Here is a 26,305-nt window from a genome sequence, read left to right as displayed (position 1 = left end):
CCCGGCAGGCCGGCCGCGAGCTGCCCGACGACCTCCAGGAGGAGCCATCGTTGTCAGGCTAGCCTTCCTGATCATGTTCTCGACCCCTTGGCTGGACGGGCGAGGCGGGTTGGCGGCGGTGCCTGGGTAGCTTCGCGCATCTCAGGATGGCGGGCTGCCGCGGCCGCGTACCAGCGTCCGTAACGCTGAGCGCCCCACGGTGCGGTGAGGCCGTGCAGAACTACACTCAGACCAACAGTCAGCATCACCACCGGGACGATCTGGTGCTGTTCGGGCAGACCGCTGGTGGCGACCAGGTCCGCGAAGACGATCGACGCCAGCCCGCGTGGCCCGAACCAGCCGACATACGCCACGGTCTGGGGTGCGATCTTTGATCCACACAACGAGACGGCGACCGGGATCATCCGGATGGCAGTCAGGCTGAGCAGCCCATAGGCGACCGTCGTCCAGGTCACGTGTTCGAGGGCTGGTGCCAGAAACAGGGCGCCGAACAGCACGAAGCTCACGGAGACACCGAGCTCGGCGACATCTTGCGGCATCTGTTGCGCCGCGGCCAGGCTCTCGCGCGCGAGCAGGCCGGCCACGAGGCCGGCGGCCCATGCCGCGATGAAGCCGCTGCCGTCGATCAGGTCCGCCAGCGCGTAGGCCAGCGTCGCCGTGGCGAGCAGCGCGACCGACTGCCACGGCCGGCTGGACCAGCCCCTCTTCATCGACCACCGTAGGGCCAGGGCACCACCGGCGCCCAGCGCCACCCCGATGGCGCCGGAGGCCACCAGGGCGCGCAGAAACACCGACACGGCATGTCCGCGGCCGGCGGTTCTTTCTTCCTCCTCCGCCAGGGCCAGGAAGATGGTCACGAACGGAAGGGCCAGGCCATCGTTGAGGCCGCCTTCGACGTTCAGTGCATGTCGGATCAGCGGGGGAACCCGCTGGTTGTTGATGACCGGCAGCCCAAGCGCCGAGTCGGTGGGTGCCAGTATGGCCGCCAGCAGCGCCGCTTCCCACACGCCGAGGCCGGGGAACAGCGCCGACGCCAGCACCCAGCCGGCAGCGATGGTCAACGGGAACCCGATTCCCAGCAGCCGGCCGGGCAGCGGCGCCTCCGTCACCCAGGGGCCCAGGCCGGCCCCCATGGCGTCGGTGAACAGCACGATGACGAGGGTCAGTTCCAGAACCGCCGCGACGCCGTGCTCACCGACGGACGAGGCGATCAGTCCCGAGACCTGTTCGCTGGCCAGCAGGCCGGCCGCGGTGAACACCAGCGCGCCGCTGATCGGCGTCTGCCGCAGGCGCCGATCCACCAGCGCGTAGGCCATCAGCGTCACCGCCACGACCGCGACCGCGGAGTCCAATGCTGTGCTCCTGCCTTATACAGGATCGCCCAGGAGACCAGAAGAGAGGGTAAACGGCTAGGAAACCTCGACAACGGCTGTGCCACATCTGCGGCGCCGGGGTTTGATGCCCAGGACATCCTGAGAGGCGACGGCCAGGGTACGACGGTCCTGGACCGAGGCCGAGATGCCGGAATATCGTTTCCGACGACAACTTCGCGACCATCGTGTAGGCGGTCGAGTGGGGTCGCAAGACGATCAGGAACCTGCTCGAACGTATCNCAGTACCAACCCGACATCATCGCCTGCTTCCTCGGCCAAACCGGGGGCCTGGCCCCTCGATCCAGAACTCTCGTAGCCAGACCCTGACCATTCAAGATCTGTACTGGCTGTCAACGCGGCGGTTGCCTCGACGCCACGTGGGCACCTCCGCCATTTCGCTGACATAAAAGGCTCTACGGATTCCGAGGTGATGTTCCACCTTGCCCTGACGTTCGGGCTGGCGGAGGACCCCGTCGGGGGGTTGGAACGAATGGCCGGTTTCGTCGAGAGCGCCGGAGCCGCTGAGCGAGCTGCCCGGGGTGTGGCGGGAGATATCCCCATCCACGGCACTCGTCATCACCGACACGCCACACCAGCGCCCCTTCCGTCCACAGCCGCCCGGGTAAGAAGAGTGCGGCTGCCCCGGTTTCTCGGTGGCGCCGTCCGGCGGTTGTCGCGGCGGCCGTCCCGGTCACCTGCGGTGAAGGTGCGGCGATGGTCCGCGGGACGGAGGATGGACGGTGGGGGCTGGCGGGCCTGCCGGCGGCAGGGGAAAGCTCGACAGCTACGAGCTCAACAATGCGGGAGGGGCCTTCTGGACCGGGCATCATAACCACGCACTTCACCCGTCGACGCAGCGAGGGTTTCCGCGGTCGTACTCCGGAGTGCTGCAGGCCCACGTCGCCGCCCTCGCGCGTCGCGGGCAACCAGGGCTGGGGCATGCCGCGGGCTCGGGCCACCGGCAGGCTCATGGTCCGCGACGACCGCGGGAGGAACCATCATGAACGACTACCCACCTATCGCGGATCACGGTCTCGTGGGCGACCTGCAGACCGCGGCGCTGATCGCCGCCGACGGGACCGTGGACTGGTGGTGCACCCCGCGGTTCGACTCGCCGAGTGTCTTCGCCTCGTTGCTCGACAGCGATCGTGGCGGTTACTGCCGCTTGGCCGCTGACCTCGGCGCGGCCGACGAGGCCGGCGTGCGGCAGCTCTACCTGACCGATACCGCCGTGCTCGTCACCCGGTTCATGGCCCCGGGCGGGGTGGGCGAGGTGCTCGACTTCATGGAGCCCGACCCCTCGAACACCCCGTCGGCGCGGCATCGGCTGATCCGGGTCGCCCGGGTGGTTCGCGGCAGTCTGCCCTTCGAGCTGCTGTGCCGGCCACGGTTCGACTACGGTCGCGCGTCCCACACGCTGCGCCATCTCGACGACGGATCGGTGGTGTTCCACGGGCCTGATACGGATCTTCACGTGCAGGCGACCGCCCCGATCGCGCTCCATCCGGACGGCCACGACGTCTCTGCCCGCTTCACTCTCGACGCCGGTGAGCTGGCCGCGGTTGTCCTCACCAGCGAGAGCGGTGACGCCGCCGCCCGCGGCGGACGCCCCGGCGGTCCGCCGCCCACCGTGCAGGCGATCACCGCTGCGTTCGACGCCTGCCGCGCCTTCTGGCTGACCTGGCTGCGCGCCTCCCGCTACCGAGGCCGGTGGCAGGAGATGGTCACCCGCTCGGCGATCACCCTGAAACTGCTCACCTACGCGCCCACCGGCGCTCCCATCGCCGCCGCCACGATGGGTCTGCCCGAGCAGATCGGCGGCGAACGCAACTGGGACTACCGCTACACCTGGATCCGCGACGCCTCCCTGTCGGTCCACGCCCTGACCACTCTTGGCTTCACCCGCGACGCGAACGCCTACCGCCGCTGGCTACGCGAACGCCTCGACGCCGGCTGGACCGCGTCCGGTGAACCGCTTCAGATCATGTACCGCGTCGACGGGGANCCCCACCTGACCGAGGAGATCCTCGATCATCTGGAGGGCTACCGCCGCTCCGCGCCGGTCAGGGCCGGCAACGCCGCCGCCGACCAGATTCAGCTCGACATCTACGGCGAGGCCGCCTATGCCCTCGCCGAGGCGAGGGACATCGGCGGAATCCGCGGCTGGAACGCCTTCACCGCCGTCATCGACTGGCTCACCGACCACTGGGACCGCCCGGACGAAGGTATCTGGGAAACTCGCGGCGGCCGGCAGAACTTCACCTACAGCCGCCTCATGACCTGGGTCGCCTTTGACCGGGCCATCGGTTTCGCGACCGCCTACTCCCGTCCCGCCGACCTCACCCGCTGGCAGACGGCCCGCGACACCGTCTTCCGGCAGATCATCGACCGTGGCTGGAACGACAAGCGCCGTGCCTTCGTCCAGCACTACGACACCGACGTCGTCGACGCCTCCCTGCTGCTCATGCCCCGCGTCGGCTTTATCGCCCCGAACGACCCCGACTGGCTGAGCACGCTCGACGCCATGAACGACGAACTCGTCAGTGACAGCCTCGTCTACCGCTACAACCCCGCCGCCTCCCCCGACGGACTACGGGGCTCCGAGGGCACCTTCAATCTCTGCAGCTTCCTCTATGTGCAGGCCCTCGCCCGCGCCGGCCGCCTCGACCAGGCCCGCTACGCCTTCGACAAGATGCTCACCTACGCCAACCATGTCGGCCTGTTCGCCGAGGAGATCGGACCGTCCGGTGAACAGCTCGGTAATTTCCCCCAGGCCTTCACGCACCTCGCGCTCATCGACGCCGCCATCGCCCTCGACGAGGAGCTCGACCGCGCCGAGTACCTGGCCCGCTGACCGTCGGCGGCGCGATTGGAAGCGAGGTACGCGGCGACCATGACCGAGCAGACGCCCGACGCAGGTCCCCTCNCCCCGCCACGGTCGGCCGGNACCGACCGACGAGTCCTGGCACCGCTCGCGCTCGCGCAGTTCATCTGCAGCTTCGCCGGGTCGAACATGAATGTGATGATCAACGACATCAGTCGCGACCTCGACACGACCGTCCAGGCCGTTCAGGTCGTCATCACGGTCTTCCTCCTGGTCATGGCCGCGCTGATGATCCCCGGCGGCAAGCTGACCGACCGGCTGGGCCNCAAACGCTGCTTCCTCACCGGGCTCGCGGTGTATGGGACAGGGGCCGTGCTCAGCGCCGCCGCGCCAGGGGTTGGCGTACTGCTCATCGGCAACTCGATCCTGGAAGGTGTCGGTACCGCCCTGCTGATCCCCCCGGTCTACATCCTCACCACGTTGCTGTTCACCGACCTCACCGCCCGCGCCCACGCCTTCGGGATGATCATGGCCGCTGGCGGCCTCGGGGCGGCGGCGGGCCCACTCATCGGCGGCCTGATCACCTCCGCGATCAGCTGGCGCGCGGCCTTCGCCTTCCAGGCCCTGGTCATTGCGCTCATCATCGCGCTGAGCCGGTCCGTCCCCGACCCGCTCCCGCCGGACCCGCACCGTCACTTCGACCTCCCCGGCGCGGTCCTGTCCGCAGGCGGCCTCACCCTGATTGTCATGGGCATCCTCGCCGCCGACAACAGCCTGGCCCTCACGGCCGCCCTCCTGGCCGCCGGCGTGCTCGTGCTGGCCGGATTCCTGCACTGGGTACGCCGCGAGGAGCGAGCCGGCCGGGAGCCGCTGCTGTCCACCAGTCTGTTCCACAACCGAAGCTCGAACCTCGGCCTGGTCACCCAGAACATCCAGTGGCTGCTGCTCATGGGCTCGTCCTTCACCGTCGCCGCGTTCCTCCAGGTGGTACGCGGCTACGACGCCATCAAGACCGGCCTCATCTTCACGGCGGCCACTGTCGGTCTGCTCGCCTCGTCGCTTGCCGCCGAGCGGCTTGCGAAACGTCGCTCCCAGGGCACTCTGATCACGGCCGGGTTCGCCCTGACCGTTGCCGGAATCATCCTCCTGATCGGCCTGGTCGCCGGATCACGCAGCCCGTGGGCGTTCACCCCCGGGCTGTTGCTGATCGGTCTCGGCCTCGGCGTGATGCTCACCCCCTCGGTCAACGTCGTCCAGTCCGCCTTCCCCGAGCAACGCCAGGGCGAGATCTCCGGCCTCTCCCGCAGCATCTCGAACCTCGGCTCCTCCTTCGGCACCGCCATCGCCGGCACCATCCTCGTCGCCGGCCTGACCACGAACGCCTACGCCGCCGCCATGGTCACACTCGCCGTCATCGGCGTCCTCGGCCTGGTCGCCGCCACGCTGATGTCCCGGACCACCTCCGGGGCCGACACGCCGGATGGCGGCCAGCCGGATGTCAGCCCGCACGACTGACTGATCTCACTCGGGGCTCAGGTCAGAACGCGGGACTTCGCCCGCTGGAAATCCTCCTCGCTGATCTCACCGCTCCGCCGGAGCTCGACCAGCTTCGCCATGTCGTCGGCAATCCCCTGAGACTGCACCGCGGACGGCTGGAACCCTTGGTACAAGGCCTGCTGCCGCTGCCGGTCCGCCATTGCCCGCTCACCCATCGAATCGCCACGGAATATGGTGTACGCCAGAACTCCCAGAAGCGGGAGGACGATGACGGCGGTCAACCATCCGGCCTTCCCCCAGCCGGAGAGGTCACGACTGCGAAAGATGTCCGAGATGACGACGAAGAGCAGGTACAGCCACAGCATGAGCCCGAAGAACAGCAGCATGGTCCAGAAGGCCGACAGAAGCGGGTAATCCATGATGAAGCCCCCTTGCGCAGGTCGAAATCGGATACCAGCGATGTCTCGTTGAGAGACTTACCCGAACTGCGCGTCACCACACGTTTCGCGGTCCTGGCGGGGAGGCGGGGGAGAAGCTGTCACCGGCGTCGGGGTGGATCGACGAACATTTCGGGTGCGTGACCGTGGGTGGATACGGCAATCACTCGGATGAGGATCTCGCGTGTCGCCTGAATGCGCGGAGGACGGACAGGCCCTGATTGTTGTACCAGCCGCCGACGGTCGCCCCTCCGGTGAGAACGACCCCGAGTCCGATCAGCCACGAAAGAAGCGTGAAAACGACTCCGATCTCGCCGTAGTTCCGCTCGTTCGCAACGATCGATGCCGAGAACAGCAGCCGGCTCACCACCCCGAGGCCGGTCAGGCCGATCGTGGTGAACACGGCTGCGGGCAGGATTTCCCGCCAGCTCAGCCGNCCACGGACGAGAACCCAGGTACCGATCCAGAACAGCAGTCCCATGGCCGCGATGACAATCAGACCCTGGCATACCTGGCCGACTACCGTGCCGGTGAGCACCGCCCCGGTGGCGGTGGTGCCGGCGAGAAAGACGATCAGTCCGGCGAGCCAGACCACCTGAGCCGGCACCCCGCGCAGGCCGAACGCCGGAATCCGGAAGACCCGCAGGTACACCGACTGCACCGCCCCGGCCAGGCTCAGTCCGCCCAGGGTCAGCCAGACCGCGCCGAGGACCGTCCAACCGGACTGCGCGGATCCGCCGCCGTCGGGGGTGAAGAGACGCTCGACGGCCATCGCGGCGTCGTGGTTCAGCCCCATCCGCCTGACGATGATCTCGGCCGCACCGCCGGGGCGCAGCGGCGACACCGCCGCCAGTGTGATGATGAACGGGAAGAACAGCATCAGGATGAGCGCGGCGAGGGTCATCGCACCATTGATCAGATCGCTCTCCCGCAACTGGCGGGCCAGGTCCTCCGCCGAGGACCCGCGCCATCTGTCCCGAAACCCACTGGGTGGTTTCAAAGCCCGCCTCCGGGCGTCGGAAAGACGCCCTCTCGACTGCTCGTGGCGACCCCGGCCGCCGGCCGGTCCCCACTGCCGACCCACACCCAGAGCATCACTCAAAGTGAGGGCCAGCGCATCCCGCCGGGCCGAGCCGGGGACCGTCGACCCCGACGGGTTCCCACCCCCGCCCGTCAGCCTGCCGTGCTGATCCGTCCGGACCGCGCGGCCTCGGCGAGCGCCGCGTGATCGCGTTCGTTCTGGTCGGCGTAGGCCTCGGCGAACCGGGCGATCGCCTGGTCGAAGGCGTCTCCGGCGCCGAGGTAGGCCGCGATCGCGACGCGGTCACCCGAGCGGGCGTGGGCCCGGGCGAGGGTCGCTCCGCACAGCCGCGCGAACAGGGCGAGGCCGTCGGGGTCCATGCGTTCGGGGAGCACGACGCCCTTCCAGTCCTGCAGCTGGCGGACGTAGAAGTCGCGGCGCCGCCCGTCGATGCCGTCCACCCGCTGCCAGCCGAGGAAGATGTCCCCGGCGGCCTGCATCAGACGTTGTCCGGCGACGACTCGCTCCCCCTGGTTGCCATACCGGCTGGCGGGCAGGTGATCCGCCAGGACCGACGCCTGCGCCTCCTTGACCTGCAGCAGCAACGGGTCGTCGCGGTCGCGGCCGAGCAGCAGCGCCACCCAGCAGCGGGTACCCACGCTGCCGACGCCGACGACCTTGCGTGCGACGTCGACGAGCCGGTACTGGGCGAGCAGCGAACGCCGGTCGTCCACCAGGGTGGCGCCGTACTGGTCGATGATGGTGGTGAGCTGATCTGTCAGCAGGTCGCGCTCGGCTCCGCGGAGCAGTTCGCGGACCGGGACGAGCAGCGGCGGGTCGGAGACGAAACGCGGCTGGCCGTCTGTCACCTCGGTCAACCGGGCGAAGGCCCGCAGCCGGTCGCGGGACCGGGCAGTGGTGGCTGCGCGGGACAGGCGCCTGGTGTACCGCCGTCCCAGCACGTCCCCGAGCCGGGCCCGCAGCTGATCCACGTCGACGTGGGCGTACCAGACGTCGAGGTTGGTCATGGCCGCGAACCGGCGCATCCAGGCCCGGTACGCACCGATCGCCGCGCTGACGGCCGCCCGGCGCCGCGCCGGCGCGAACCCGTTGCCGCGGCCGGCGATGACCAGGCTCGCGGCCAGCCGCTTCACGTCCCATTCCCACGGGCCGGGAAGTGTCTCGTCGAAGTCGTTGATGTCGAACACCAGGTGGCGCTCGGGGGAGGCGAGCAGGCGGAAGTTGAGCATGTGCGCGTCGCCGCAGAGCTGGACGTCGATCCCGGAGACCGGGGTGCCGGCAAGATCCGCCGCCATGACCGCGGCGGCACCACGAAAGAACCGGAACGGTGACTCCAGCATGCGCTGGTAGCGCAGCGGGACGAGCTCGGGCAGCCGGGTCCGCGACTGCCGTTCGATCACGTCGACCGGATCGGCCCGGCCCGACGTCGGCGCATACTCGCCGTGAATCCGGCGCGGGGCGAGGATCCTCGCGCCCTTTCCCCGGGCCGCGCGCTCGGTCGGCGTGAGCTGTTCGGACCTCGCGGACAGCCGTGGCCGCGAACCGGCCGCGACCGGCGGTGGGCTGACGACCGCTACCATGCTCTACCTCACACCATTCCCGTTACTCCGGGCTCTCGTTACTCCGGGTTCTCGTTCAGGATCTCGTCCAATCCGAGCGCGCGCAGGACATTCCCCGCGGCCGACACGACCCGGGCACTTCCGACGATCGGTGCGATGGCGGTGGTCACGCCCTGCGCATCGGCGGCGGTGAGGCCTGCCTCCTGGGCAGCGGCGAGGTTCATCAGATAGGAAGCGGGCGCCGAGTCCACGGCGACGAGCGCCGCCAGGCGCACGAGATGGTAGGTGCGCTCGTCCAGGCCCGACCGCTCAAGCGTGTTCAGGTGCATCTGCACGATCTCTTCGAAGACTGGTGCGTCGCCGTGCGCGATCGCGCCGAGCGTCCGCTCAGGAGCCTGTGTCGTCATTACTCTCTCCTTAATTTGACCACTTGCATTTCAAGGATATTTTCCTCGTATTGGCTGCCCGAGACCGGTGGCCCGCAAACATACGACGGCAACGGATCGAGGCGGAGGAAGCGGATTTCGATATTTTTCCGGAGTTTCTCGGCGGCACATTCCCGTCTCGCCCGCCGGCAGTTTATGGTTACTCCTCGCAGGGAAAGTCGCGGCCGCGGGACCGTGCTGGCGGCCTCCCCAGGCAGAAAGCAGGAGGGCTGCGCCATGGTTGCCAGTGCTGGCGGCGGCTCGGACGGCCCGGCGCGTTCGGACGACAAGCGTCCCCTGTCCGTCGGGGAACGGGCGGAGTACGAGCGGNTGCGCAGCGCGGCAGCGGTGCGGCACGACCGGCTACGGACCGTCGGGGCGTCCCTCCTGCTCCTGCTGGCCGCCGTGCTGGCGCCGCTCGCCGTGGTTGCCACCTGGGCGGACACGACGATCTCCGATACGGACCGGTACGTCGATACCGTCGCCCCGCTCGCCACCGACCCCGCGGTGCAGAACCTGGTGATCGACCGTCTGACCGGCCGGGTCGTCAGTAACGTCAACGTCGATCAGGTCACCGCGTCGCTCGCCGGCGTCCTCGCGCGAAACGGCGCTCCCCCCGCTGTCGTGGACCACGCCGACGCACTGGCCGGCGCGCTGAAGACCGCCCTGACCAGCGCGGTACATCAGGTGGTTGAGGGGGTGGTCACCAGTGACCAGTTCCCCCTGGTCTGGGAGAACGCGAACCGTCGGGCACATGCCGCCGTGGTGAAGGTCCTCACCGGTAAGGGCGGCAGCGCCGTGCAGGCCAAGGACAACACGATCGTGTTGGACATCGGCCCGGTCGTCGACAGTNTGCAGAAGCGGCTGGCCGACGCCGGCTTCGAGAAGGCAAACAAGATTCCCGACGTCGACCGACAGATCGTGCTGCTGCGAACGGACAAACTGAGCAAGGCTCAGGACGCCTTGCGGCTACTCGCCGTCCTCGGCCGCTGGCTGCCGGTCGCCGTTGTGGCACTCGCCGCGCTGGGCGTGTGGCTGGCGCCCTCGCACCGCGCCGGGCTCATGGCCACGGGAATCGGAATCGGCGTAACGATGATCGTGCTGCTCGTGGGGCTGGCCGTCATGCGCCAGGTCTATCTGGACTCCGTCCCGTCCGACACCCAGCCGCGGGACGCGGCAGCGGCCATCTACGACACTCTCGTCCGTTTCCTGCGAGACAGCGCGCTTACCTGGCTGACCATAGCCGTCATCACCGTGGTCGCTGGATATCTCTACGGGCCGGGGCGCGGCGCCCGGGCCGTCCGCTCCGGCGCCGCCCACGCCACCGGAGCCGTCGGTCGGGCCGCGACCCGGGTGGGTGTGCGCACCGGCGGCGCGGGCCGCTGGTTGGCCAGGCATCGCCGCCTCACCAGCGGGATCGTCATCGGGGCCGGGGCGCTGGCCCTGGCGCTGTGGAACTCTCCGACCCCGTCATCGGTCGCCCTCGTCCTTGTGGTAGTTCTGATTACTCTGGCTGTGCTGGGTGTCCTTGCCGCCGCCGGCACCATCCGACCCGGTCCCGGGAGCCCCGATGGCAGGCCTTCCGACGGCGTCGTGGGGCCGCCGACCACCTGACACCCACGCCGATACGCACGGGCACGGTTCAGGCCGGCGACCGGCCGACGGCGATGCGGATCAGCGCGGGGAACATCCCCCAGACACCCGGCCGCGCGGCCGGGACCCCGGGCGCGTGCAGTGGAATCCGAATGCGCACAGCCGCCGGAAGCAAGCGGAGATCCAGCGGTGGCGGCAGGCGCAGCGCCTCCCCGTCCACGCCGACGCTGACCGGTCGTGCGGAGTCGATGCGCATGGTGGGGCTGGTCCACTGGTGGAAACCGCGGAACCGGCTGATGGCACCCATGGACTCGAGCGCGACGAGGGCGGGTAGGTCGCGAGCGCGATCGACGCGCAACGCCGCCACGCCAAGCCGGCCGCTGTCGAGCCGGGGCCGGGTACCGAAACCACCAAGGCTGTGCAGCTGGTAGGCGTTGTTGGACACGAGCAGGACGTCCGCGGTCGATCCGGCCTGACCGTCCGGGCCGGTGAAGCGAAGATCCGGCGGAGCGCGGTCCACGCCCAGCAGGTCGGGCAGCATCGCGGCCGCCGTTCCCATCTTGGCGTCACGGTAGCTGTCGGACTGCACGATTTCGGCGTAGACGCCCAACGAGACGTTGTTGACGAACACGCGGTCACCGAGCTGACCGAGGTCAACGCGCTGCTCGACAGCGAGGTCGAACGCGTCGAGCGCCCCCACCACATCCTTCCGGTCGAGGCCGAGGTCAAGGGCGAAGTGGTTACGAGTACCGGCTGGGACGCAGACGAACGCCATCCCTCGCCGCCGTGCCACGTCCGCGACCAGTGCCTGCGAACCATCGCCGCCCGCCATGCCCACCACGTCGGCTCCGCGGTCGGCGGCGTCCTCGGCGAGGGAACGCAGATCAGCGCGTTCCGTGAGGGTGACGACCGCGATCCCCCGCCGGGCGGCCTCCTGAGCGAGATTGTGGCGGTCGGCGGCGCCACCCCCGGAGCGCGGGTTCACCAGCAGGACGCCGCGCCGGGCAGCTCCAACCATGCGCCCCCTGGGGCGGTGTCGTCCGAAGGCGCCGCGCGCTGCGGTTCCCGACGTGACGAGCAGGCACGCGGTGACCAGCATGGTGGTCAGGCCGACCACCCCCGCGAAGGCGATCAGGCCGCCGAGCGCGAAGGCCGCCACTACGGCCGCGCTCAGGCGGCGCAGCCCCCGTCCGACCAGCGCCGCCCAGCCTGCCACCAGCGCGATCGTCACAGCGGCGACCGAAACCGGCAGGGCAATCGGCCGGTCGATCAGCCGGGCGAAGATGACAGTGACCGCCGCGGCGAAGCTCATCAACGCCGCTGAAGCCGCCACCCGCCGGGAGCGGGACACCGGCACTCCCGCCCGCCGCCCCGGCCGCCGCCCCGCCCGCCGCCCCGGCCGGCGAACCATCCAGGAAAGCACGATTACCCATCCTTCCCACCTCGTCGAGTGGCTTCAGCGCAGGACCTTCTCCTCGGCATGCTGGTTTCCGCCTCGGGCAGGTCGCCGGTCGCCTTGAGCTCAGCGAGCCTGGAGAGCGTGTCCGTGTCCGCGTCCATCCCGGCGCCGGAGGCTGTCTCCCGGATACAGGCGGCGACCTGATCCTGTTTCGCTCGCGCATGGTCGACTTCCCGGGAGGCCATTTCCGGCCCCCTCGGGATCAGGTAAAAAGACGCCGAGGAATGGGATGATCGGCGCTGCGGGAAAATGAAGAGAATGGTCCAGAAGGCGCCGGGTACTGGATACCGATAAGCCAGACAGTAGCCGGCAATCTCATATCCCACCCCCTCTCGGAATCACCCCATCTACCGTCCCATCCGTGACCTGAACCGGCAACTCGATCAGGAGCGAAAAATCAACCCGATGCGGGCGAAGAGGTCTGAATCGGCGTGCAGGACGCATCCCCGAAGGCCAGCGCGACCCGCCCGATCATACGGATCTGCTCGGCCCAGTCGCGCCGGGCATTAGGTAGCGAGCCAGCTCGGGTAGAGCACGGTGTGCGCGATCCCGGACTCGGCGACGGCCCACTCGACCGCGCGGTGCACCAGCCCGATGGGCTGGTCGAACTCTCCGACTTCAGAGGACGCCGGCGAGGACAGCAGCACCAGATAGCGCACGCCGGCCTTCGCGGCCCTTTCCAGCAACGCTAACTACGACGGGGAGGGAAGTGTCAACCAGCCCTGGGCGCGGCGGCGAGTTCGACGTGGACGAGGCCGTCCGAGAGCTCCTGCTGCTGATGCCGCAACTGGTCGGGCGGGCCAAGCGGATACCGCCGCCGGATGAGCTGGCCGAACTGGCCCTCGGCCCCCGGCACCTGTCGCTGCTGTCGTACCTGCTTTTCGACGGGCTCATGACCGTGAATGCCCTGGCCGCGCGGTTGGAGGTGGCGCCGATGACGGTCAGCCTCATGGTCGCCGACCTCAGCCGCGGCGGGGTCGTGGAGCGCCGCGAGGATCCCGACGACCGGCGGCGGCGAATCGTGAGCATCGCCGACGTCAGCCGTCCGGCGATCGAGGGATGGCTCGGTCCAGGCGCCACCGCCTGGCGAGAGGCCCTCCAACCGCTGACCCCGGCCGAGCGCCGCCTGGCCGTCGACACCCTACGTGCCCATGAACGCGCCACCGGCAAGCGAGCCTCATCCGCGAGCTGAGCAGGTCGCGGTCAAGCGCGACCTGCGTTCATGAACGGTCGAGGGTGCCATGCGCTCCCAAGCGGTCGCCTCGGCATCTGTCGTTCGCCGAGCGTGAGGAGATCGATCAACCAGTCTGCCGGCGAACAACCTCACACGCCGGTTCCCAGCGGGGACNGCTTGCGGATACGAGCCAGCCAAGGCTCATCGACCGGCCAGCCCACCCTCGCCAGGAAGCATCGCACCGATTACAATTCGTGACGGATCGACTCACCCGCCCGGCACGCCGCCGGGCGTCAACCGCCCGGTAGCCCGCATTACCCCCGCCACGGGCCATCCCGCTGCGCCGTCCGGCACGCCAGGCAGGAAAAGGACAACGGGTCGCGACGACCCGTCCGGCTTGGTATGAACACATCCACTCAGCGGCGTCTGATGGATGGAGAGCCAAAAAATCATGGTCTCGACCCTTGTCGTAGTCTCCCTCGTGCTGGCCGGGCTCGTCGCGGGGACGATGACCATTGGTCTGGTCGCCGTGCGGCCTGCGATGCATTCCCTGCCCGCGACCACCTACGTACTCGTCAAGCAGGCGTTCGACATCAGCTACCCGAAGTTCATGAAGCCGCTGCAGATCGCCTGCCTGCTCTCGACGGTGGCCCTGACGGCGGTCGCCGCCGTAGTTGGCTCCGCCGCCTGCGCGATCCTGGCCGCGGTCGCCGCGGTGGGCGTTTTCACCAACATCATTGTCACCGTGCGTGGCGACCTCCCGATCAACAACGCGATGGCCACCTGGACGCCGGGCGCGCCGCCGAGCGACTGGCAGTCCCAGCGGGCCCGCTGGGACTTCTTCAACTCCATCCGGACGATCGCCGCCGTCAGCGCCCTGGTGCTGCTCGCGCTGGCGGCGACCACGTCCTGACGCCTTCTCCCCGCACTCGTCCGCCCGGCAATCGTGAAACGTCAACTCGACCAGGCCGTTTGCCAACGGTTGCGGATCATTCGGCAAGGAGCCGTCCGCGGGCGGACTTGTCCCCCGCTCGCCCGACTTCTCTAAGGCGATCCTGACGCACTGCTGAACCCAGAACCCAGAACCTGATCAACACTCAGAACGCCTCAGGCCTGTCCGGAACACCCGACTTATCCGCCGCGAGCGAAACCCCCGCAATCGCCCACGGCGGCCACACCTCGGGGAGCAACGCCGTTTAGCCTAGTTTGATCTTGGGCTTGTTGGATCATTGAGGTGCTGCGAAGTACTCGCGCACCGTCATCCCGCGATCTTCTGGGTCACGATCGCGTGAGTTCCGGCTCCTCCACACGACTCATCATGATCTCACCCGATCAACCAGTCCGTCGGGCGATCGACCTCAAACGTAACATCCAGCGGAGACATCTGGTGGCTCCAGGACAACCGAAAGTCAGCAGCTGGTCCGATCATGGTTACGCTCTGTAGTCAATATCCGTCGAGGCGCCGGGGGCTCGAGGCAGTTGATCAGCACTCCGACCTGGACATTTCCCATTCGATCAAGCAGTAAAATTTATAGAGTTTTACTATTTAAGTAGGTCGGAAAAGTGATTACAGAACATGGTGGACCCGGTGTACCGGAATCCGAATCGGTCGATCTTGGTCCGGGGCCCTGAAATCACCGTCCGTCCCGTCTTCACACGGGCTCTGACCAGGGGCGATGTCAAGTGACTGTCGAGACTTGAACATCATCTGCCGAATCGAACGAGCGTTCCGCACACTTGACGGTTTCCGACGCTTCCACGCGCCTGGTGACGGTGATCGCGGGCATGGTGGTCGGGTTAAAGGTCGTTGATGGCGCGGATTCGCTCGTGCGGGGTGTCCGGGTCCACGAACTGCTCGCCAGACGAGACCGACAAAGAGGTCGGGCACGATCCCCGTTGCGGTAGACGGGTCCTTCCTTGCAGGCCACACTCAGGAGTGGCAGCGTCAGGACAGGCAAAAATTCCCAAACGAGGGCAAGCCTTGTGTCGACTAGCCGGGCAGGGAAGTCTAGCCAAATTCCTGGGTCATAGACCATTAGTCGCTTTCCCGTCAGACCTTGGTCGTAGGCGACTTGGATGACCTTTCTCGAGGAGTTGTTGTGCCGTTGCTCCGAGGTTCCCGGGGGCCAGCCCGCGCCGGCACGGTCACGCGAACAGCAGTGGTCATCGCGGCCGCCATGACTGTTGGTCCGGCCGCCAGCGGTCTTCGGCCACCGACCGGCGGTGTCCACCGGCCGGCGGCGCAGGCGATAACACAGGCTCCGGCACTCCCCGGCGCACAGCCAATCTCACCGGACGACCGGGTATACACCGCCGACCAGGACTCCAACACCGTGACAGTCATCGACCCGAAGACCGACACGGTGCTGGGCACGATCCCCCTGGGAAAACCGCGCATGGACACGGACGCGGACGTCCTCGGCGCGATGTATGACGGGCAGATCGGCGTCCACGGTCTCGGATTCTCGCGCGACGGCCGCTACCTCGACGTCATCGACGTAACCACCAACGCCGTGCACGTCATCGACACCGCGACCAACCAGGTGATNCACACCATCTACCTCGGCCGCGCCCCACACGAGGGCTTCTTCTCCCCAGACGGAAACCAGTTGTGGGTAGCCGAGCGAGGCCAGGACACCGTCGCTGTCGTCGACTGGCGCAACAACCAGGTCATCGACCGCATCCACTCCGAAGACGGCCCCTCCAAGGTGGTCTTCAGTCCGGACGGCCGACTAGCCTACGTCAACCACCTGCGCGCCGACGCCTTCGATGTGATTGACGTAGCCAGCCACAGAATTATCCAGCACGTCGCCATCCCGACCAATGCCGGCGGTTCCTCCGACGAGGCGATCTCCCCCGACGGCAAGGAGATCTGGCTGGGCATGCCCAGCAACGGCAAGACCACCACTGTCGTCAACACGCAGACCTACCGGGTCGAGGCCGTCCTGGACACCGGCCCGCGGACCAACCATCCCAACTTCGTCACCGTCGACGGCGTCGACTACGCCTACCTGACGGTCGGCGACCTGAACCAGACTCTGGTTTATCGCCGCTCGACCGGCCGAGCGCCGACATTGGTCCAACGTATCCACAACCACGGCGCTGGTCCGCACGGCCTCTGGCCCAGCCCAGACAACACCCGCATGTACGTGGCGCTGCAGTACTCCGACGCGGTCGACGTGATCGACACCAGGTCCATGCAAGTGATCGATACCCTCCGCGTCGGACAGTCTCCGATGGCCCTGGTCTACCTCGCGCGCAGCAGCCCCGGCAGCACCATGAACCTGACTCGGCAAGGCCTCGGTATGCGCATCGAGAACCGCCCCATCGCAGTGCAAGGCGTTTCCGGAACCGGAGACGCTCAGCTCCGCGCCCTACCCGGCGTCGACGAAGTCGCCGTCCGCGCCCGAGGGCTGCCACCCCATCGTGCCTTCACCGTGTACGCCACCCGGGGCATCGACACCATCGCGTTGCTCACGGCCACCAGCAACAGCATGGGTGTCATCCCCGAGGCGTTGGTCTTCGTAGCCTTCTTCGCCAACAACTACGAGAACCTCATCCTGCGCCCCGCCGCCACGCCCGCCACAGTGCCCCGCGGCCCCGTCGACGCAGGCGGTGGCGGCACCGCCAAAGGATAGGAACAGCGTCACCGAGGCGGGGGTGCGGCTCGGCGGTAACGATGGGGCACCAACCGCCGCCCCGGCGCGTTCGCTATGCGAACGTCTCATCCCGTGGCGCGGCGAGAGCGGTGCTGGCGGCCGGTCGGAGGTGTCCGCCCGGCGTCGAGGTGAGGCGCGGCTCGCACGGGTCAGGAGACGGCGTCCGCGGTCGCCGCCAGGCTGCCCAGGAGGTCGAGCGCCTGGGCGGATGAGGTGCCGGGCTCGGCGTGATAGACGACCAGTTGCTGTCCGGGTGCGGACCGGACGTCGAAGGCCTGCATCCGCAACGTCAACTCTCCGACATCGGGATGGATGAAGGTCTTGATGTCCGCAGCCTTGCCCTGGGCGTCGTTGCGTTCCCAGATCTCGACGAACTCCGGGCTCGCCGCCCGCAGATGCGCGACGATGTCCTTGATGCGAGAGTCGTCGAGCGCAGCCCCGGCAGCGGTGCGAAACCCGGCGACCGTGTTGACCGCCGCCGCGCGCCAGTCCTTGTAGAACGACGGGGCCGCGTCGTCGAGGAAGACGTTGAGCAACAGGTTGTCGGAGTGGGTGAAGGGCCGCCACAACGCGGCGCTGAGACGGTTGCGGGCGAGCACATCGTAGGCGCGGCCGAGCAGCAGGGTCGGGTTGTGCAGCCAGCCGTCCATCAGCTGCCGCAGGTCGGGATCGATGCGCTCGGGGCACGCCGAGGTCCNCAGCCCCGGCACGAAACCGGCGATGCGGAACAGGTGCTGACAGGCGTCGTGGTCAAGCTGCAGCGCGTCGGCGATCGAGGAGAGCACCTGGGTCGACGGGTGCCTCTCGCGCCCCTGCTCAAGCCGGGTGTAGTAGTCGACACTGAGCCCCACAAGCGCCGCGNCCTCCTCCCGCCGCAGCCCGGCTACACGTCGGCGGCCGGTGGTCGGCAACCCCACCTGGTCCGGAGTCACCTGGGCGCGGNGCGCTCGGAGGAAGTCGCCGAACTCCATCGAGGCCATGNGCTGAGGCTACGTCGGCCGACAGCACCGGACGGTGGGTGCGCTGTACCCAGGGTGACTGCGCCCTGAACACGGCCTCGCGAGGTCGGCAGGGTCGAACTCGTCCGACCCACACCAACAGCAGCGAGGCAAGGTACCGACCATGACGACAGCAACGCCAAAGACAGTGATCGTCACAGGCGCCAGCAGCGGCATCGGAGCCGCGACCGCGCGACGGCTGGCTACTGACGGATGGCATGTCATCGCGGCGGCGCGCCGCACGGACCGGCTCATCGACCTGGTCGCGGACATCCGGCAGGACGGTGGCTCGGCGCAGGCGGAGAAGCTCGACGTCACGTCGCGCGGCGACTGCACCGATCTCACCGACCGGGTGGCCACCGAGCACGGCCACCTCGACGCGCTTGTTGCGAACGCTGGCGTGATGCCCCTGTCACGACTCGACGCGGGCCTTGTCGACGACTGGGACCAGATGATCAACGTGAACATCCGCGGACTGCTGTACGGGATCCACGCGGTCCTGCCGCACTTCGCCCGGCAGGGCGCGGGGCACGTCGTCACCGTCGCGTCCGTCGGCGGCCTGCAGGTCACGCCGATGGCGGCCGTGTACTGCGGGACGAAGTTCGCCGCCCGCGCCATCACCGAGGGCCTGCGCCTGGAAAGTGACCCGACGATTCGCGTTACCACTGTCTCGCCCGGAGTTGTCGAGACCGAACTGGCCGACTCGATCACGGACCGGGACGCCGTCGACCTGATGCGGGACTACCGACGCCATTCGATGCCCGCCTCCGTGATCGCCGACGCCATCGCCTACGCCCTCGGCGCACCGGCTGACGTCGACATCAACGAGATCGTGATCCGCCCGACCAGGCAGCGCTAGTGCGCTGACCAACGAACGTGTCCGGTTGTGGTGCGGGTGCTGGTGGTGTGGTTGCGGGCACACCGTCTGGGATGAGGATGCTGGCCGATCCTGGGGGTGATCCGTGATGGCGCAGCCGGTGCGGGCACGGCGGTTGACCGACGAGGAGGGACAGCGGCTCCAGGCCCTCGTGCGTCGGGGGAAGCACGACTCGATCCGGGTTCGCCGTGCTCTGATCATCATGGCGTCGGCGAGTGGGACACCGGTGGCCGCGATCGCCCGGCTCGTCGTCGCGGACGAGGACACGGTCCGGGGGCCCGCGGGCTGCAGGGCCTACCTGCGCTGGCGTTAACACCCACGCCCGCCATCCCAGCGTCCTGGCCGCCCAACGCCGCGAACGCGCCCGCGTCCGCTCCGAACGCCAGCAACGCTGGCGACGACCACGATCACACGCCGCCTAATTCCGAACCAGAGAAGGATCGTTGTCATCGCACTAGCTACTTCAGGACGGCAGCGATGCCTGCGAGGTCGACATCGGGGAACAGGCGGACATATGAGGCGACCAGCCTGAGGGCGTCGTTGACGTCGGACTGCGTGGCAGCCCACAGCCACCTCGCCCAGATCCGCGTGGCCTCGTCGGTCGGCAGAAGCTCGGCGATCGCTTGGCACAGGCGTGGAAATGCGGCGAGCTCGGACCGCCCGGCCAGGACCAGGCTCTCCGCGAGGGCCAGATCCAGAAGCCCCGTCGCCGCGTCCTCCTGGCCGGCCCCGTTCAATCCGATGGCCACGCGGGCCAGGTACTCGGACAGCTCGGTGGCCGTGAGGTTAGGCAGGCTGCGCAGCTGGGCGAGATCGATCCCGGCGGCGAGCTCGCGTGCCCTGGCCGGGTCGCCGTCCGCCGCCGCCATCGCCAGCAGCGCGGTCAGGCTCGCGCGGGCGGCGTCCCGCCGCTCGCGCTCCCGGATATAGCCCTCCGGGAAGAGGACGCGTGGCCCGGGTTCGCCGCGGATGAGGGGTTCTATCGAGGAGAGCAGCATGCGGGCGTGGTCGACGGCGGCGTGACGGTGGCCGCGGTCCCACAGGTGCCAGGCGACCGTCGCGGCCAGGTCTACGTCATCGATGCGGACGGGTGGTAGGTCGAGTGCGGCCCGCGCCGCTTCCAGGCACAGGATCGTCGCCCTCGACGCGTCGCCGCGTGGCACAATGTGGGGCGCCAGCGATGTCGCGGCCCGCAGGAACTCATGAGCGCGGCGCAGCCAACCGCGGGCCTTGCGCCTGCGGCCGACCCTGGCCCACACCAGCACCATCGCGGCCGCGGCCATGGTCCTGACCTGCGCAGCGTCGATGATTTCCTGCTCGGTGATCTCCGGCGGGTGCGCCGCACCGCCGAAACGACGCACCATCGTGGCGAGCGCCGCGGCCTCGCCGGTCGGCACGGACTTCGCGACGTCGGCGGCGGCCGCAACGGACACGAATCGGCCGTGCAGATCGACGACCTCGGCGAGGGTGTCAACAGCACCGGCCGCTGTCCGCACGTCGGTCAGCAGCTCAACAGCCGCGGCCAGCTCCGGCGATCGGGCACCCCGGCGGGCCGCGACTGCGGCTAGGACGGCTGCGCGCGCCTCGGCCCGGGGCGTCTCGAGCATCTGGCTGGCCAGAACCTGGCCGGTCAGCTCTCGCACGCGATCCGGCTGGCCTGTCCGGGCGAGCAGGATTGCCAGCTGTCCGTGAGTCACCGGCAGATCGGCACGCGCGTCGACCCCGCGGAAGAAGAGGCCGTCGACGAGCGCGCCCACGTCGCCGTCGAGCCCGTGCAGGGACAGCGCCTCGGCAAGCGCTTCGTCGATGGCCCCGAGCTCCGTCAGCCTGTCGAGCTCCGTCAGCCTGTCGAGCTCCGTCAGCCTGTCGAGTTCCGTGGCGAGGGCCTGGACCGCGGTCGCCACGGCGGCCCCGGTCCGCTGGCCGGGATCCCGGCCCATCCCGGCCAGCGCGATGGCGTAGCCGAGTGCGCGGCTGCCGGGCCGGAAGGAGCCGTCGAGCAACTCGAGCGCTTCATCGGACCGGCCGCTCGCCGCGAGCTCACGGATGAAGGTGCTCTTGAAGGATGGTGGGCGGCCCAACTCATATTCGATGCCGAACAGAATGACGACGAGGCCCTCGACCAGCGGCTCGCCGATGCGAATCGCGAGGGTGGCCAGCAGCGCCGCCATCTGGGCCACGGCACGAGGCGCCCCGGTGGTTTCCGGGGCCCACCACTGCGAGCCAAGGATCTGTTCAGCGAGCGGCACCGCGGCTCGGACGGCCGTCCGAGCCAGGTCGCGCGCGCCGCGCCGCCAGTGGATTGCGGCGACCCCGACGATGGCCTGCAACGCGAGTGGTGCCTCTGGACCCGGTTCCATCGTGCCGTCGACGAATCGTCTGCCAGCATCCGGGTCCCCGGCCGCCGCCGCGAGGTAGTCGGCCGCCTCGGGGCGGCCCAGGTCCTCGGCTACGGCAGCGAGCCGTCGGCAGTCGGCGGGCCCGGCAGTTTTCAGGGCGGCTTCGACGACGTCACGAAGGGCGGCGTCCACGACCGCCTCGTCGTCGATGGACCCGAGCAGCGCCGCGGCGTCGTCAAAACGGCCGGCTCGGGCTAGGTTACGGGCCAGCCCGCGGCGGCCGGATGTCTGGTAAGAGGCGGGCAGATCGTCGACTGCGGCGTGGGCGGCCTCGAACCGGCCGACCGCGGCGGTCGCGACCGCGTGCAGGCACTTCGCGGCATCGATACGGTCGTCATGGCCGCGGCCGTCGGACTCCGCGGGACGCGGCCTGTAGGCGTCGAGCAGGTCGGCCGCCACCCGGGTCTCGCCAGCCGCCGCGAGTTCCTCGACCGCGACCAGCGGAATGAGGGGGCCATACAGCCCCCAGCCTGGGCTGCTCATGGTAGCTAGGTCGATAACCGTCCCGGCAGCCCAGGCGAGCGGCGCGAGCGACACTAGCGCGTCGAGCGGCTCCCGAACGATCGCGGCCGTCAGGGCGTCGAGTTCTTCCCCGGCGTCTGGCGACGGGAACCCGCGAAGCGCCCGGACGAATGGGATCATAGACGCGTCGATTTCTTCCCACGCGTCCCTGTCCGGGAGGCCAACCAGCGTACGTACCGTCTCCAGGACGGTCTGCTCGGGCAGCATCCCGAGCTCCGGCTGAGCGCCCAACAACGGGATGGTCTCGGCGGCGACCCGGCACACCCGGCGGGCTAGGGGCAGCGAGCCACGGTCCACCAATACCGCGGCCACCGACACCAGCGACGCGAACCGTTCCGGCGCGTTGGGCTGGTCGCCTGCCCACCGCAGCGCGCGCTCCTCCTCGCCGATGTCGGCCAGGGCGGCGATCAGCCCGGCCGGCGCGCGTCGGAGGGCGGCGGTGATCTGCCCGGCGAGCACGGCCAGGCGGGTGACGCTCGCCAGGTCGAGCGGTACCAGGGCCGCGGCGTCCAGCGCCAGGCGGACGTCGTCCAGCGCCTGTCCCAGGTCGCCGCGACGCAGCCACTGCCGCCGGGCCCACCCGTCGGTGACGACCTGCGCCAAGGTCGCCCGGTCATCGAGGTCTGCAAGGTGCTCGACGAGGTGGTCGAACACATAACCGTCGTCGTCTAGCTCGGCCCAGGCCTTTCCCTCGGCGCGATAGCTCTCGACCAGGGCCGCGGCGAGGCCGATCGGGTCGGGATGGCGGACCCGGACGAAGTCCTCGTGCAGGCCGTGCAAGGTATAGCCGTGGCCGTCGGGTGTCGGGCGCAGCAGCAGGCGGCGGTCCAGCACCGGAAGTGCGAGCTCGGCCTCCAGCGGAGTCAGGCGGGGCTGCCGGCTGGCCCGCGACCAGAACCGGACCAGCGCCGGCCTGGTGAGCACGGCACCGGGCCGGAAAGCGGCCAGTTCGAGGTAGCAGCCGGCCGCGCGGGGGTCGTCAGCCGCAAGCGCGTCGACCGAGGCAGCGACGACTCCGAGCACCGTCCGATGCGGATACCCGGGAAACCGTGCCGCCAACAGGTCGAGTCGACGCGCATCCAATGCCTGCGCGACGACGGCCCACGGCGTCCGGTTCGCGAGCATCGCGCCGACGGTCGCGAGAGCGAACGGCAGACCGTCACATGCGGAGAGCAGCACGTCGGCCCCAGCCGGGAGCGGCCCGCCGGTCCAGGCGGCGAGCAGCTCATGCGAGGCCCGATCGTCCATCTGGTCGACGGCGATCTCCACCGCCCCGAGCGCGACCGCCACCGCCTGGTCGAGGGCGGTGATCAGCACTCGGCCGCCCGGGCCGACCGCGGACACCAGCGTTACGACCGCGTCCGGGTCGCGCACGTCGTCCAGGACCAACATGACCTCCCGGTCACCGAGGGCCGCCGCGAGCGCCACGCCCGGATCCGTCTCCGGCGATGGTGCGCCCGGGGCGATCAACCCAAGCAGCTCCCGGGCGGCGGCGAGTGGCTGGAAGCCCGGGCCGGCCGTGAGCCAGACGATGCCATCGGAGAACATCCGACGAGTGCGGACGGCGGAGGCGAACGCCGCGGCGACCGTGCTCTTCCCGACACCGGACACGCCGTACAAGGCCACGACGCGTGGCGCCTGGCCTGCGTCGCGCGGCGCGAGCCGGTCCAGTGCGAGCGCGTCGACCAAGCGCGCGGCCAGCTCGGGACGGTCGTGGGCATGCGGAGGCTGGCGCGGGACATGGAAGCAGTTGCCGAGCGGTCGCGCCGGCTCGGCCAACAGCCTGACCAGCTCCGTCACCGCAGCGGCGGTGGCGTCGGCGGTCAGTCGCCGGGCGTCGACCCCGTGGTAATGACGCAGAACCTCGGGGAGATCGTCGAAGGCAACCCCGCGCAACACCGGGATCACCGGCTTACCGACGTCGTCCGCGTAGCCCCATTCCTGCGCGACGTACGCCGACGCCATCGCGCCTGGGCCAGCCAGCAGGACCAGCCGGTCGCTGGCCTCGATCGCCCGTCGGATCTCCTGCCCGAACGTGGTCCCACGGTTGGGCATCCGCTCCCGGTCGAACCACACCCGATATCCAGCCTGGCTGAGCCCGTCGAGCACGGCGGTCCGGAAATCCGGGGCGTCCGCCCGGGCGTAGGACAGGAACACGTCGTAACGCGCCCGCGTCTCCTCGTCTGCGTCCACGGGGAAATCGTCGCAGCCATGATCCGATCCGTCATCAGGTCAGGCACGCACTGTCCATGAACAATCGTCCGCCCGCGTGGTCTGGCTCCGAAACCTGGTTGCCAGCCTGGGATGTGCGTACCGCAGGTCGGTCCACGTGGTGAGCTCGCCGAAGGTCACGAAGACGATCAGTGGCCGGCGGCCGATCAGACGAGTCGCTACGGGTCCGCTGAGTCTGCGCTTGTGGCTCAGGGATGCGACGTCGGCGTCAAGGACGACAGGCTGCGCGGCGGCGGCTCAGGCGACGACGCTCGGCGTGGGTGAACGCGAGGAACTCGTCGAGCTCCTCGTCAGAGTCGAAGGTGTCGGCCGCCAGGTCGTCGAGGGACCGGATGGGCTGTGTACCTCGCGTGGCCAAGAGCTCCTCAACGGTGGCCTGAGGGCGCAGCGGCGGGCCGGTCTCCGGAGTACTCATAAATGAGGGCCTCCTCGCTGACGTTTCCGGCTGGCTGCGAACCAGGACTAGGAGACGGCGGCGCCCTGGTCGCGACCTGTGACCGACCGTAGTCCACTGAAGCCGTCACCTTGTCGCGCACACCGAAAATCATGATCAGCAGCGTAGTGCGGGAACGTGGACCCGTTGAGTGCCTTCCGGACCGTTGACGACGCCGCCGCCGTCGCGGCCGGCATGGTCGCGGCCGAGTCACGCCTCCAGGACATCTGGCGGCACATCGTTGTCCAGCTGCTCGACGACTACACCAGCGTGCTGCGTCACCAGGGCCTTGATGCAGCCCAGGCGATGTGGACCGACCGCCCCCGGCCGTCCGGCGACCGGCGAGTGGACGCTGCTCTCGCCGCGCTCGGAGAGTATCTCGCCCGCCGCAACGGCTGGCCTGCCCCCCCCGTGGGTGCGCGACCCGGCGCTCGAGGCGGTGCCGTGGTGGTTCGTCACCGCGCTCAAGGGCCTGCATCCCCGGGCGCTGGTCGAGTCCCCGCTGTCGTTCCGCAAACGCGGCGTGTTCATCACCAGCGGCGCGCTCCAGCGGGCGTGACATGACCGGCCCCGGCCTCGGCCGCGAGTCGATCACCGGTCTGCTCCGGGAGCGCAACGACGAACTGGGCCGGCGCGGAGCCAAGGCCGACCTGTTCCTCGTCGGCGGGGCCGCGCTTGCCCTCGTCTACGACGCGACCCGCTCCACCCGCGACCTTGATGCCGTCTTCCTGCCGACCGACGTCGTCCGCGCCGCGGCCTCCGCGCTCGCCGAACGCCACGCCCTCCCGGCCGACTGGCTCAACGACGCGGTGAAGGGCTTCCTGCCCGGCCCAGATCCGGCCGCGACCAGATACTTCGAGGCCGACCACCTCACCGTCGACGTCGCCTCCGCCGAATACCTTCTCGCGATGAAGCTGTTCGCGTCCCGGGTCGAAGCCGACGCCGACGACATCGCGTTCCTCTACCGCACGCTCGGCTATACCACCGTCGACGAAGGCCTCGACCTCGTCCAGTCCGTCTACAGTGACCGCCCGATCGACGCGAAGGCCCAGTTCCTCCTCGAAGTGATCGTCGACTCTCTCCACGGTCGCAGCGGCCACACGGCCACTACTGACGACCCTGCCTGACCCTGGCCGCAGCACGTCCAGCGCCGCCAATGCAGTGGGAGCAGCGCAGCCGCCCGATCTGCGTGAACGGCTCACACGTCGCCGACCAGCGCGAACGCGGCCGGCCACGGCGGCTCACCCCCGCCGCCCGTGAGCGTCTGACTCTTTCCAGGCCACGACGCGGTCACCGGCCCCGCGGCAGACCGGCGAGAGGGGACGGCAGGGGTCTGCGGCCCCGGCGCGCACGCTGTGCGAACAGGGGGCGATCGGCACCGGGTGGACAATCAGCGTCACGGCGATGCTCCCGTCTCGGCGCGCTCCGTGACCGCCACCCTAGTACTACAGCACCAGTGATCTTTATGTGGCTGCTGCCTGCCGGGCGATGCTTTGGGCAGCGTAGATCCGGGTCTGGTAGTGGTAGTAGCGGGCGCGGGCCTGGTGGCCGCGGCGCCAGTCCGACCACCAGGTGATCATGGCGGGTGGGAGAACGGCTTCGGTGAACAGGGCGAAGACATGGCGGATCTCGTTGAGGGTGAACGGTGTCATCATGCGCCTGTCCGGTTCCGGCTGTTCGGCGACCGGCAGGCCACCGGGGAGATGCTTGTATCCCACGGCGGTCATCGTCGGCGGGACGGCCGGCGGGTTCTGGTCGCGGTGTTTCCTCGCGGTGACGGCGAGCCAGGCGTGGGTGAGCAT

General features: G+C 69.1%; 17 protein-coding genes and 10 pseudogenes. 15 read left to right on the top strand and 12 right to left on the bottom strand.

Features of this window, described 5'->3' with window-relative positions; all coding sequences use genetic code 11:
* Nucleotides 1-71 precede the first annotated feature (71 nt).
* Entirely contained in the window at nucleotides 72-1,352 is a 1,281-nt protein-coding gene (locus UK82_RS26080) for a cation:proton antiporter (protein WP_052681542.1), read from the bottom strand.
* A 415-nt stretch (nucleotides 1,353-1,767) separates the two neighbouring features.
* On the opposite strand from UK82_RS26080, the pseudogene UK82_RS43395 reads away from it, so the two are divergent.
* From UK82_RS43395 to UK82_RS43385, 5 genes and pseudogenes are all read left to right on the top strand, one after another.
* Nucleotides 1,768-1,902 (top strand): annotated as a pseudogene (locus tag UK82_RS43395) (class II glutamine amidotransferase); the annotation flags it as partial.
* Nucleotides 1,903-2,373: 471 nt separating this feature from the next.
* Nucleotides 2,374-3,377, top strand: a pseudogene (locus tag UK82_RS40260) (glycoside hydrolase family 15 protein); the annotation flags it as partial.
* 1 nt (nucleotide 3,378) lies between these two features.
* The coding region (locus UK82_RS40255; protein ID WP_236706456.1) for a glycoside hydrolase family 15 protein at nucleotides 3,379-4,227 on the top strand (849 nt) is incomplete at its 5' end.
* 93 nt (nucleotides 4,228-4,320) lie between these two features.
* A pseudogene (locus UK82_RS43390) lies at nucleotides 4,321-4,522 on the top strand (MFS transporter); the annotation flags it as partial.
* Nucleotide 4,523: 1 nt separating this feature from the next.
* On the top strand, nucleotides 4,524-5,712 hold a 1,189-nt coding region (locus UK82_RS43385; RefSeq protein WP_396230650.1), incomplete at its 5' end, for an MFS transporter.
* A gap of 17 nt (nucleotides 5,713-5,729) precedes the next feature.
* Here the strand turns inward: UK82_RS43385 and UK82_RS26065 are convergent.
* From UK82_RS26065 to UK82_RS26050, 3 genes are all read right to left on the bottom strand, one after another.
* Nucleotides 5,730-6,113, bottom strand: a complete 384-nt coding sequence (locus UK82_RS26065; protein WP_044888258.1) for an SHOCT domain-containing protein — start codon at nucleotides 6,111-6,113, stop codon at nucleotides 5,730-5,732.
* Nucleotides 6,114-7,304: 1,191 nt separating this feature from the next.
* Entirely contained in the window at nucleotides 7,305-8,753 is a 1,449-nt protein-coding gene (locus UK82_RS26055; RefSeq protein WP_236706455.1) for a DUF2252 domain-containing protein, read from the bottom strand.
* Between the two features lie 38 nt (nucleotides 8,754-8,791).
* Nucleotides 8,792-9,139, bottom strand: coding sequence for a carboxymuconolactone decarboxylase family protein (locus tag UK82_RS26050; RefSeq protein ID WP_055409920.1), 348 nt, complete (start codon nucleotides 9,137-9,139; stop codon nucleotides 8,792-8,794).
* Between the two features lie 349 nt (nucleotides 9,140-9,488).
* Here UK82_RS26050 and UK82_RS43380 point away from each other — a divergent pair.
* Nucleotides 9,489-10,009 (top strand): annotated as a pseudogene (locus tag UK82_RS43380) (hypothetical protein); the annotation flags it as partial.
* A gap of 790 nt (nucleotides 10,010-10,799) precedes the next feature.
* On the opposite strand, the gene UK82_RS26040 reads toward UK82_RS43380, so the two are convergent.
* Together UK82_RS26040 and UK82_RS26030 are read right to left on the bottom strand one after the other, a co-directional pair.
* Nucleotides 10,800-12,101, bottom strand: a complete 1,302-nt coding sequence (locus UK82_RS26040) for a diacylglycerol kinase family protein (protein ID WP_044888270.1) — start codon at nucleotides 12,099-12,101, stop codon at nucleotides 10,800-10,802.
* 614 nt (nucleotides 12,102-12,715) lie between these two features.
* Complete coding sequence (locus tag UK82_RS26030) at nucleotides 12,716-12,895, bottom strand: hypothetical protein (protein WP_055409913.1); 180 nt, start codon at nucleotides 12,893-12,895, stop codon at nucleotides 12,716-12,718.
* 23 nt (nucleotides 12,896-12,918) lie between these two features.
* Between UK82_RS26030 and UK82_RS26025 the strand changes: the two genes are divergently transcribed.
* From UK82_RS26025 to UK82_RS26015, 4 genes and pseudogenes are all read left to right on the top strand, one after another.
* Nucleotides 12,919-13,401 (top strand): MarR family winged helix-turn-helix transcriptional regulator, encoded by a 483-nt coding sequence (locus UK82_RS26025; RefSeq protein ID WP_201784244.1) that lies wholly within the window; start codon nucleotides 12,919-12,921, stop codon nucleotides 13,399-13,401.
* Nucleotides 13,402-13,834: 433 nt separating this feature from the next.
* Nucleotides 13,835-14,296 carry an anthrone oxygenase family protein gene (locus UK82_RS26020; RefSeq protein WP_055409911.1) on the top strand — a complete coding sequence of 154 codons (462 nt, stop codon included), beginning with the start codon at nucleotides 13,835-13,837 and terminating at the stop codon, nucleotides 14,294-14,296.
* A 1,264-nt stretch (nucleotides 14,297-15,560) separates the two neighbouring features.
* Nucleotides 15,561-15,931, top strand: a pseudogene (locus UK82_RS43375) (hypothetical protein); the annotation flags it as partial.
* A 1-nt stretch (nucleotide 15,932) separates the two neighbouring features.
* Nucleotides 15,933-17,021: beta-propeller fold lactonase family protein (locus UK82_RS26015; RefSeq protein ID WP_236706453.1), on the top strand; the 1,089-nt coding region annotated here is incomplete at its 5' end.
* A 170-nt stretch (nucleotides 17,022-17,191) separates the two neighbouring features.
* Here UK82_RS26015 and UK82_RS41890 read toward each other — a convergent pair.
* The 3 genes and pseudogenes from UK82_RS41890 to UK82_RS41880 form a co-directional block, all read right to left on the bottom strand.
* On the bottom strand, nucleotides 17,192-17,704 hold the full coding sequence (locus UK82_RS41890; RefSeq protein ID WP_304438069.1) for a hypothetical protein: 513 nt from the start codon (nucleotides 17,702-17,704) through the stop codon (nucleotides 17,192-17,194).
* A gap of 36 nt (nucleotides 17,705-17,740) precedes the next feature.
* Nucleotides 17,741-17,903 (bottom strand): annotated as a pseudogene (locus tag UK82_RS41885) (helix-turn-helix domain-containing protein); the annotation flags it as partial.
* A 1-nt stretch (nucleotide 17,904) separates the two neighbouring features.
* Nucleotides 17,905-17,984: pseudogene (locus UK82_RS41880) on the bottom strand (hypothetical protein); the annotation flags it as partial.
* A 180-nt stretch (nucleotides 17,985-18,164) separates the two neighbouring features.
* Between UK82_RS41880 and UK82_RS26005 the strand changes: the two are divergent.
* The 3 genes and pseudogenes from UK82_RS26005 to UK82_RS43370 all read left to right on the top strand — a co-directional run.
* Nucleotides 18,165-18,899, top strand: coding sequence for an SDR family oxidoreductase (locus tag UK82_RS26005; RefSeq protein ID WP_055409904.1), 735 nt, complete (start codon nucleotides 18,165-18,167; stop codon nucleotides 18,897-18,899).
* Between the two features lie 106 nt (nucleotides 18,900-19,005).
* Nucleotides 19,006-19,191: pseudogene (locus UK82_RS34465) on the top strand (IS630 family transposase); the annotation flags it as partial.
* A gap of 18 nt (nucleotides 19,192-19,209) precedes the next feature.
* Nucleotides 19,210-19,339: pseudogene (locus UK82_RS43370) on the top strand (IS630 family transposase); the annotation flags it as partial.
* A gap of 36 nt (nucleotides 19,340-19,375) precedes the next feature.
* Here the strand turns inward: UK82_RS43370 and UK82_RS25995 are convergent.
* Entirely contained in the window at nucleotides 19,376-24,031 is a 4,656-nt protein-coding gene (locus UK82_RS25995) for a toll/interleukin-1 receptor domain-containing protein (RefSeq protein ID WP_055409902.1), read from the bottom strand.
* 247 nt (nucleotides 24,032-24,278) lie between these two features.
* The gene (locus UK82_RS25990; protein ID WP_055409900.1) at nucleotides 24,279-24,485 is read right to left on the bottom strand and encodes a hypothetical protein; all 207 of its coding nucleotides are present in this window, start codon (nucleotides 24,483-24,485) and stop codon (nucleotides 24,279-24,281) included.
* Between the two features lie 310 nt (nucleotides 24,486-24,795).
* On the opposite strand from UK82_RS25990, the gene UK82_RS25985 reads away from it, so the two are divergent.
* Complete coding sequence (locus UK82_RS25985; RefSeq protein ID WP_236706452.1) at nucleotides 24,796-25,062, top strand: hypothetical protein; 267 nt, start codon at nucleotides 24,796-24,798, stop codon at nucleotides 25,060-25,062.
* Nucleotide 25,063: 1 nt separating this feature from the next.
* Nucleotides 25,064-25,630, top strand: coding sequence for a DUF6036 family nucleotidyltransferase (locus UK82_RS25980; protein ID WP_044888467.1), 567 nt, complete (start codon nucleotides 25,064-25,066; stop codon nucleotides 25,628-25,630).
* A 336-nt stretch (nucleotides 25,631-25,966) separates the two neighbouring features.
* Here UK82_RS25980 and UK82_RS25975 read toward each other — a convergent pair.
* A pseudogene (locus UK82_RS25975) lies at nucleotides 25,967-26,305 on the bottom strand (IS701 family transposase); the annotation flags it as partial.

The sequence above is a fragment of the Frankia sp. ACN1ag genome (assembly GCF_001414035.1).
In the GTDB taxonomy this organism is placed as follows: domain Bacteria; phylum Actinomycetota; class Actinomycetes; order Frankiales; family Frankiaceae; genus Frankia; species Frankia torreyi.
Note: the sequence above shows the minus strand (reverse complement) of the source record. Positions and strands in the feature narration are given on the sequence as shown.

Bases quoted from the DNA above. Each gene is read 5' to 3' on its own strand.
- UK82_RS26055 (WP_236706455.1), bottom strand. From the start codon at position 8,753: ATGGTAGCGGTCGTCAGCCCACCGCCGGTCGCGGCCGGTTCGCGGCCA.
- UK82_RS26005 (WP_055409904.1), top strand. From the start codon at position 18,165: ATGACGACAGCAACGCCAAAGACAGTGATCGTCACAGGCGCCAGCAGC.
- UK82_RS25985 (WP_236706452.1), top strand. From the start codon at position 24,796: ATGCAGCCCAGGCGATGTGGACCGACCGCCCCCGGCCGTCCGGCGACC.
- UK82_RS26050 (WP_055409920.1), bottom strand. From the start codon at position 9,139: ATGACGACACAGGCTCCTGAGCGGACGCTCGGCGCGATCGCGCACGGC.
- UK82_RS26020 (WP_055409911.1), top strand. From the start codon at position 13,835: ATGGTCTCGACCCTTGTCGTAGTCTCCCTCGTGCTGGCCGGGCTCGTC.
- UK82_RS26065 (WP_044888258.1), bottom strand. From the start codon at position 6,113: ATGGATTACCCGCTTCTGTCGGCCTTCTGGACCATGCTGCTGTTCTTC.
- UK82_RS25980 (WP_044888467.1), top strand. From the start codon at position 25,064: ATGACCGGCCCCGGCCTCGGCCGCGAGTCGATCACCGGTCTGCTCCGG.
- UK82_RS25990 (WP_055409900.1), bottom strand. From the start codon at position 24,485: ATGAGTACTCCGGAGACCGGCCCGCCGCTGCGCCCTCAGGCCACCGTT.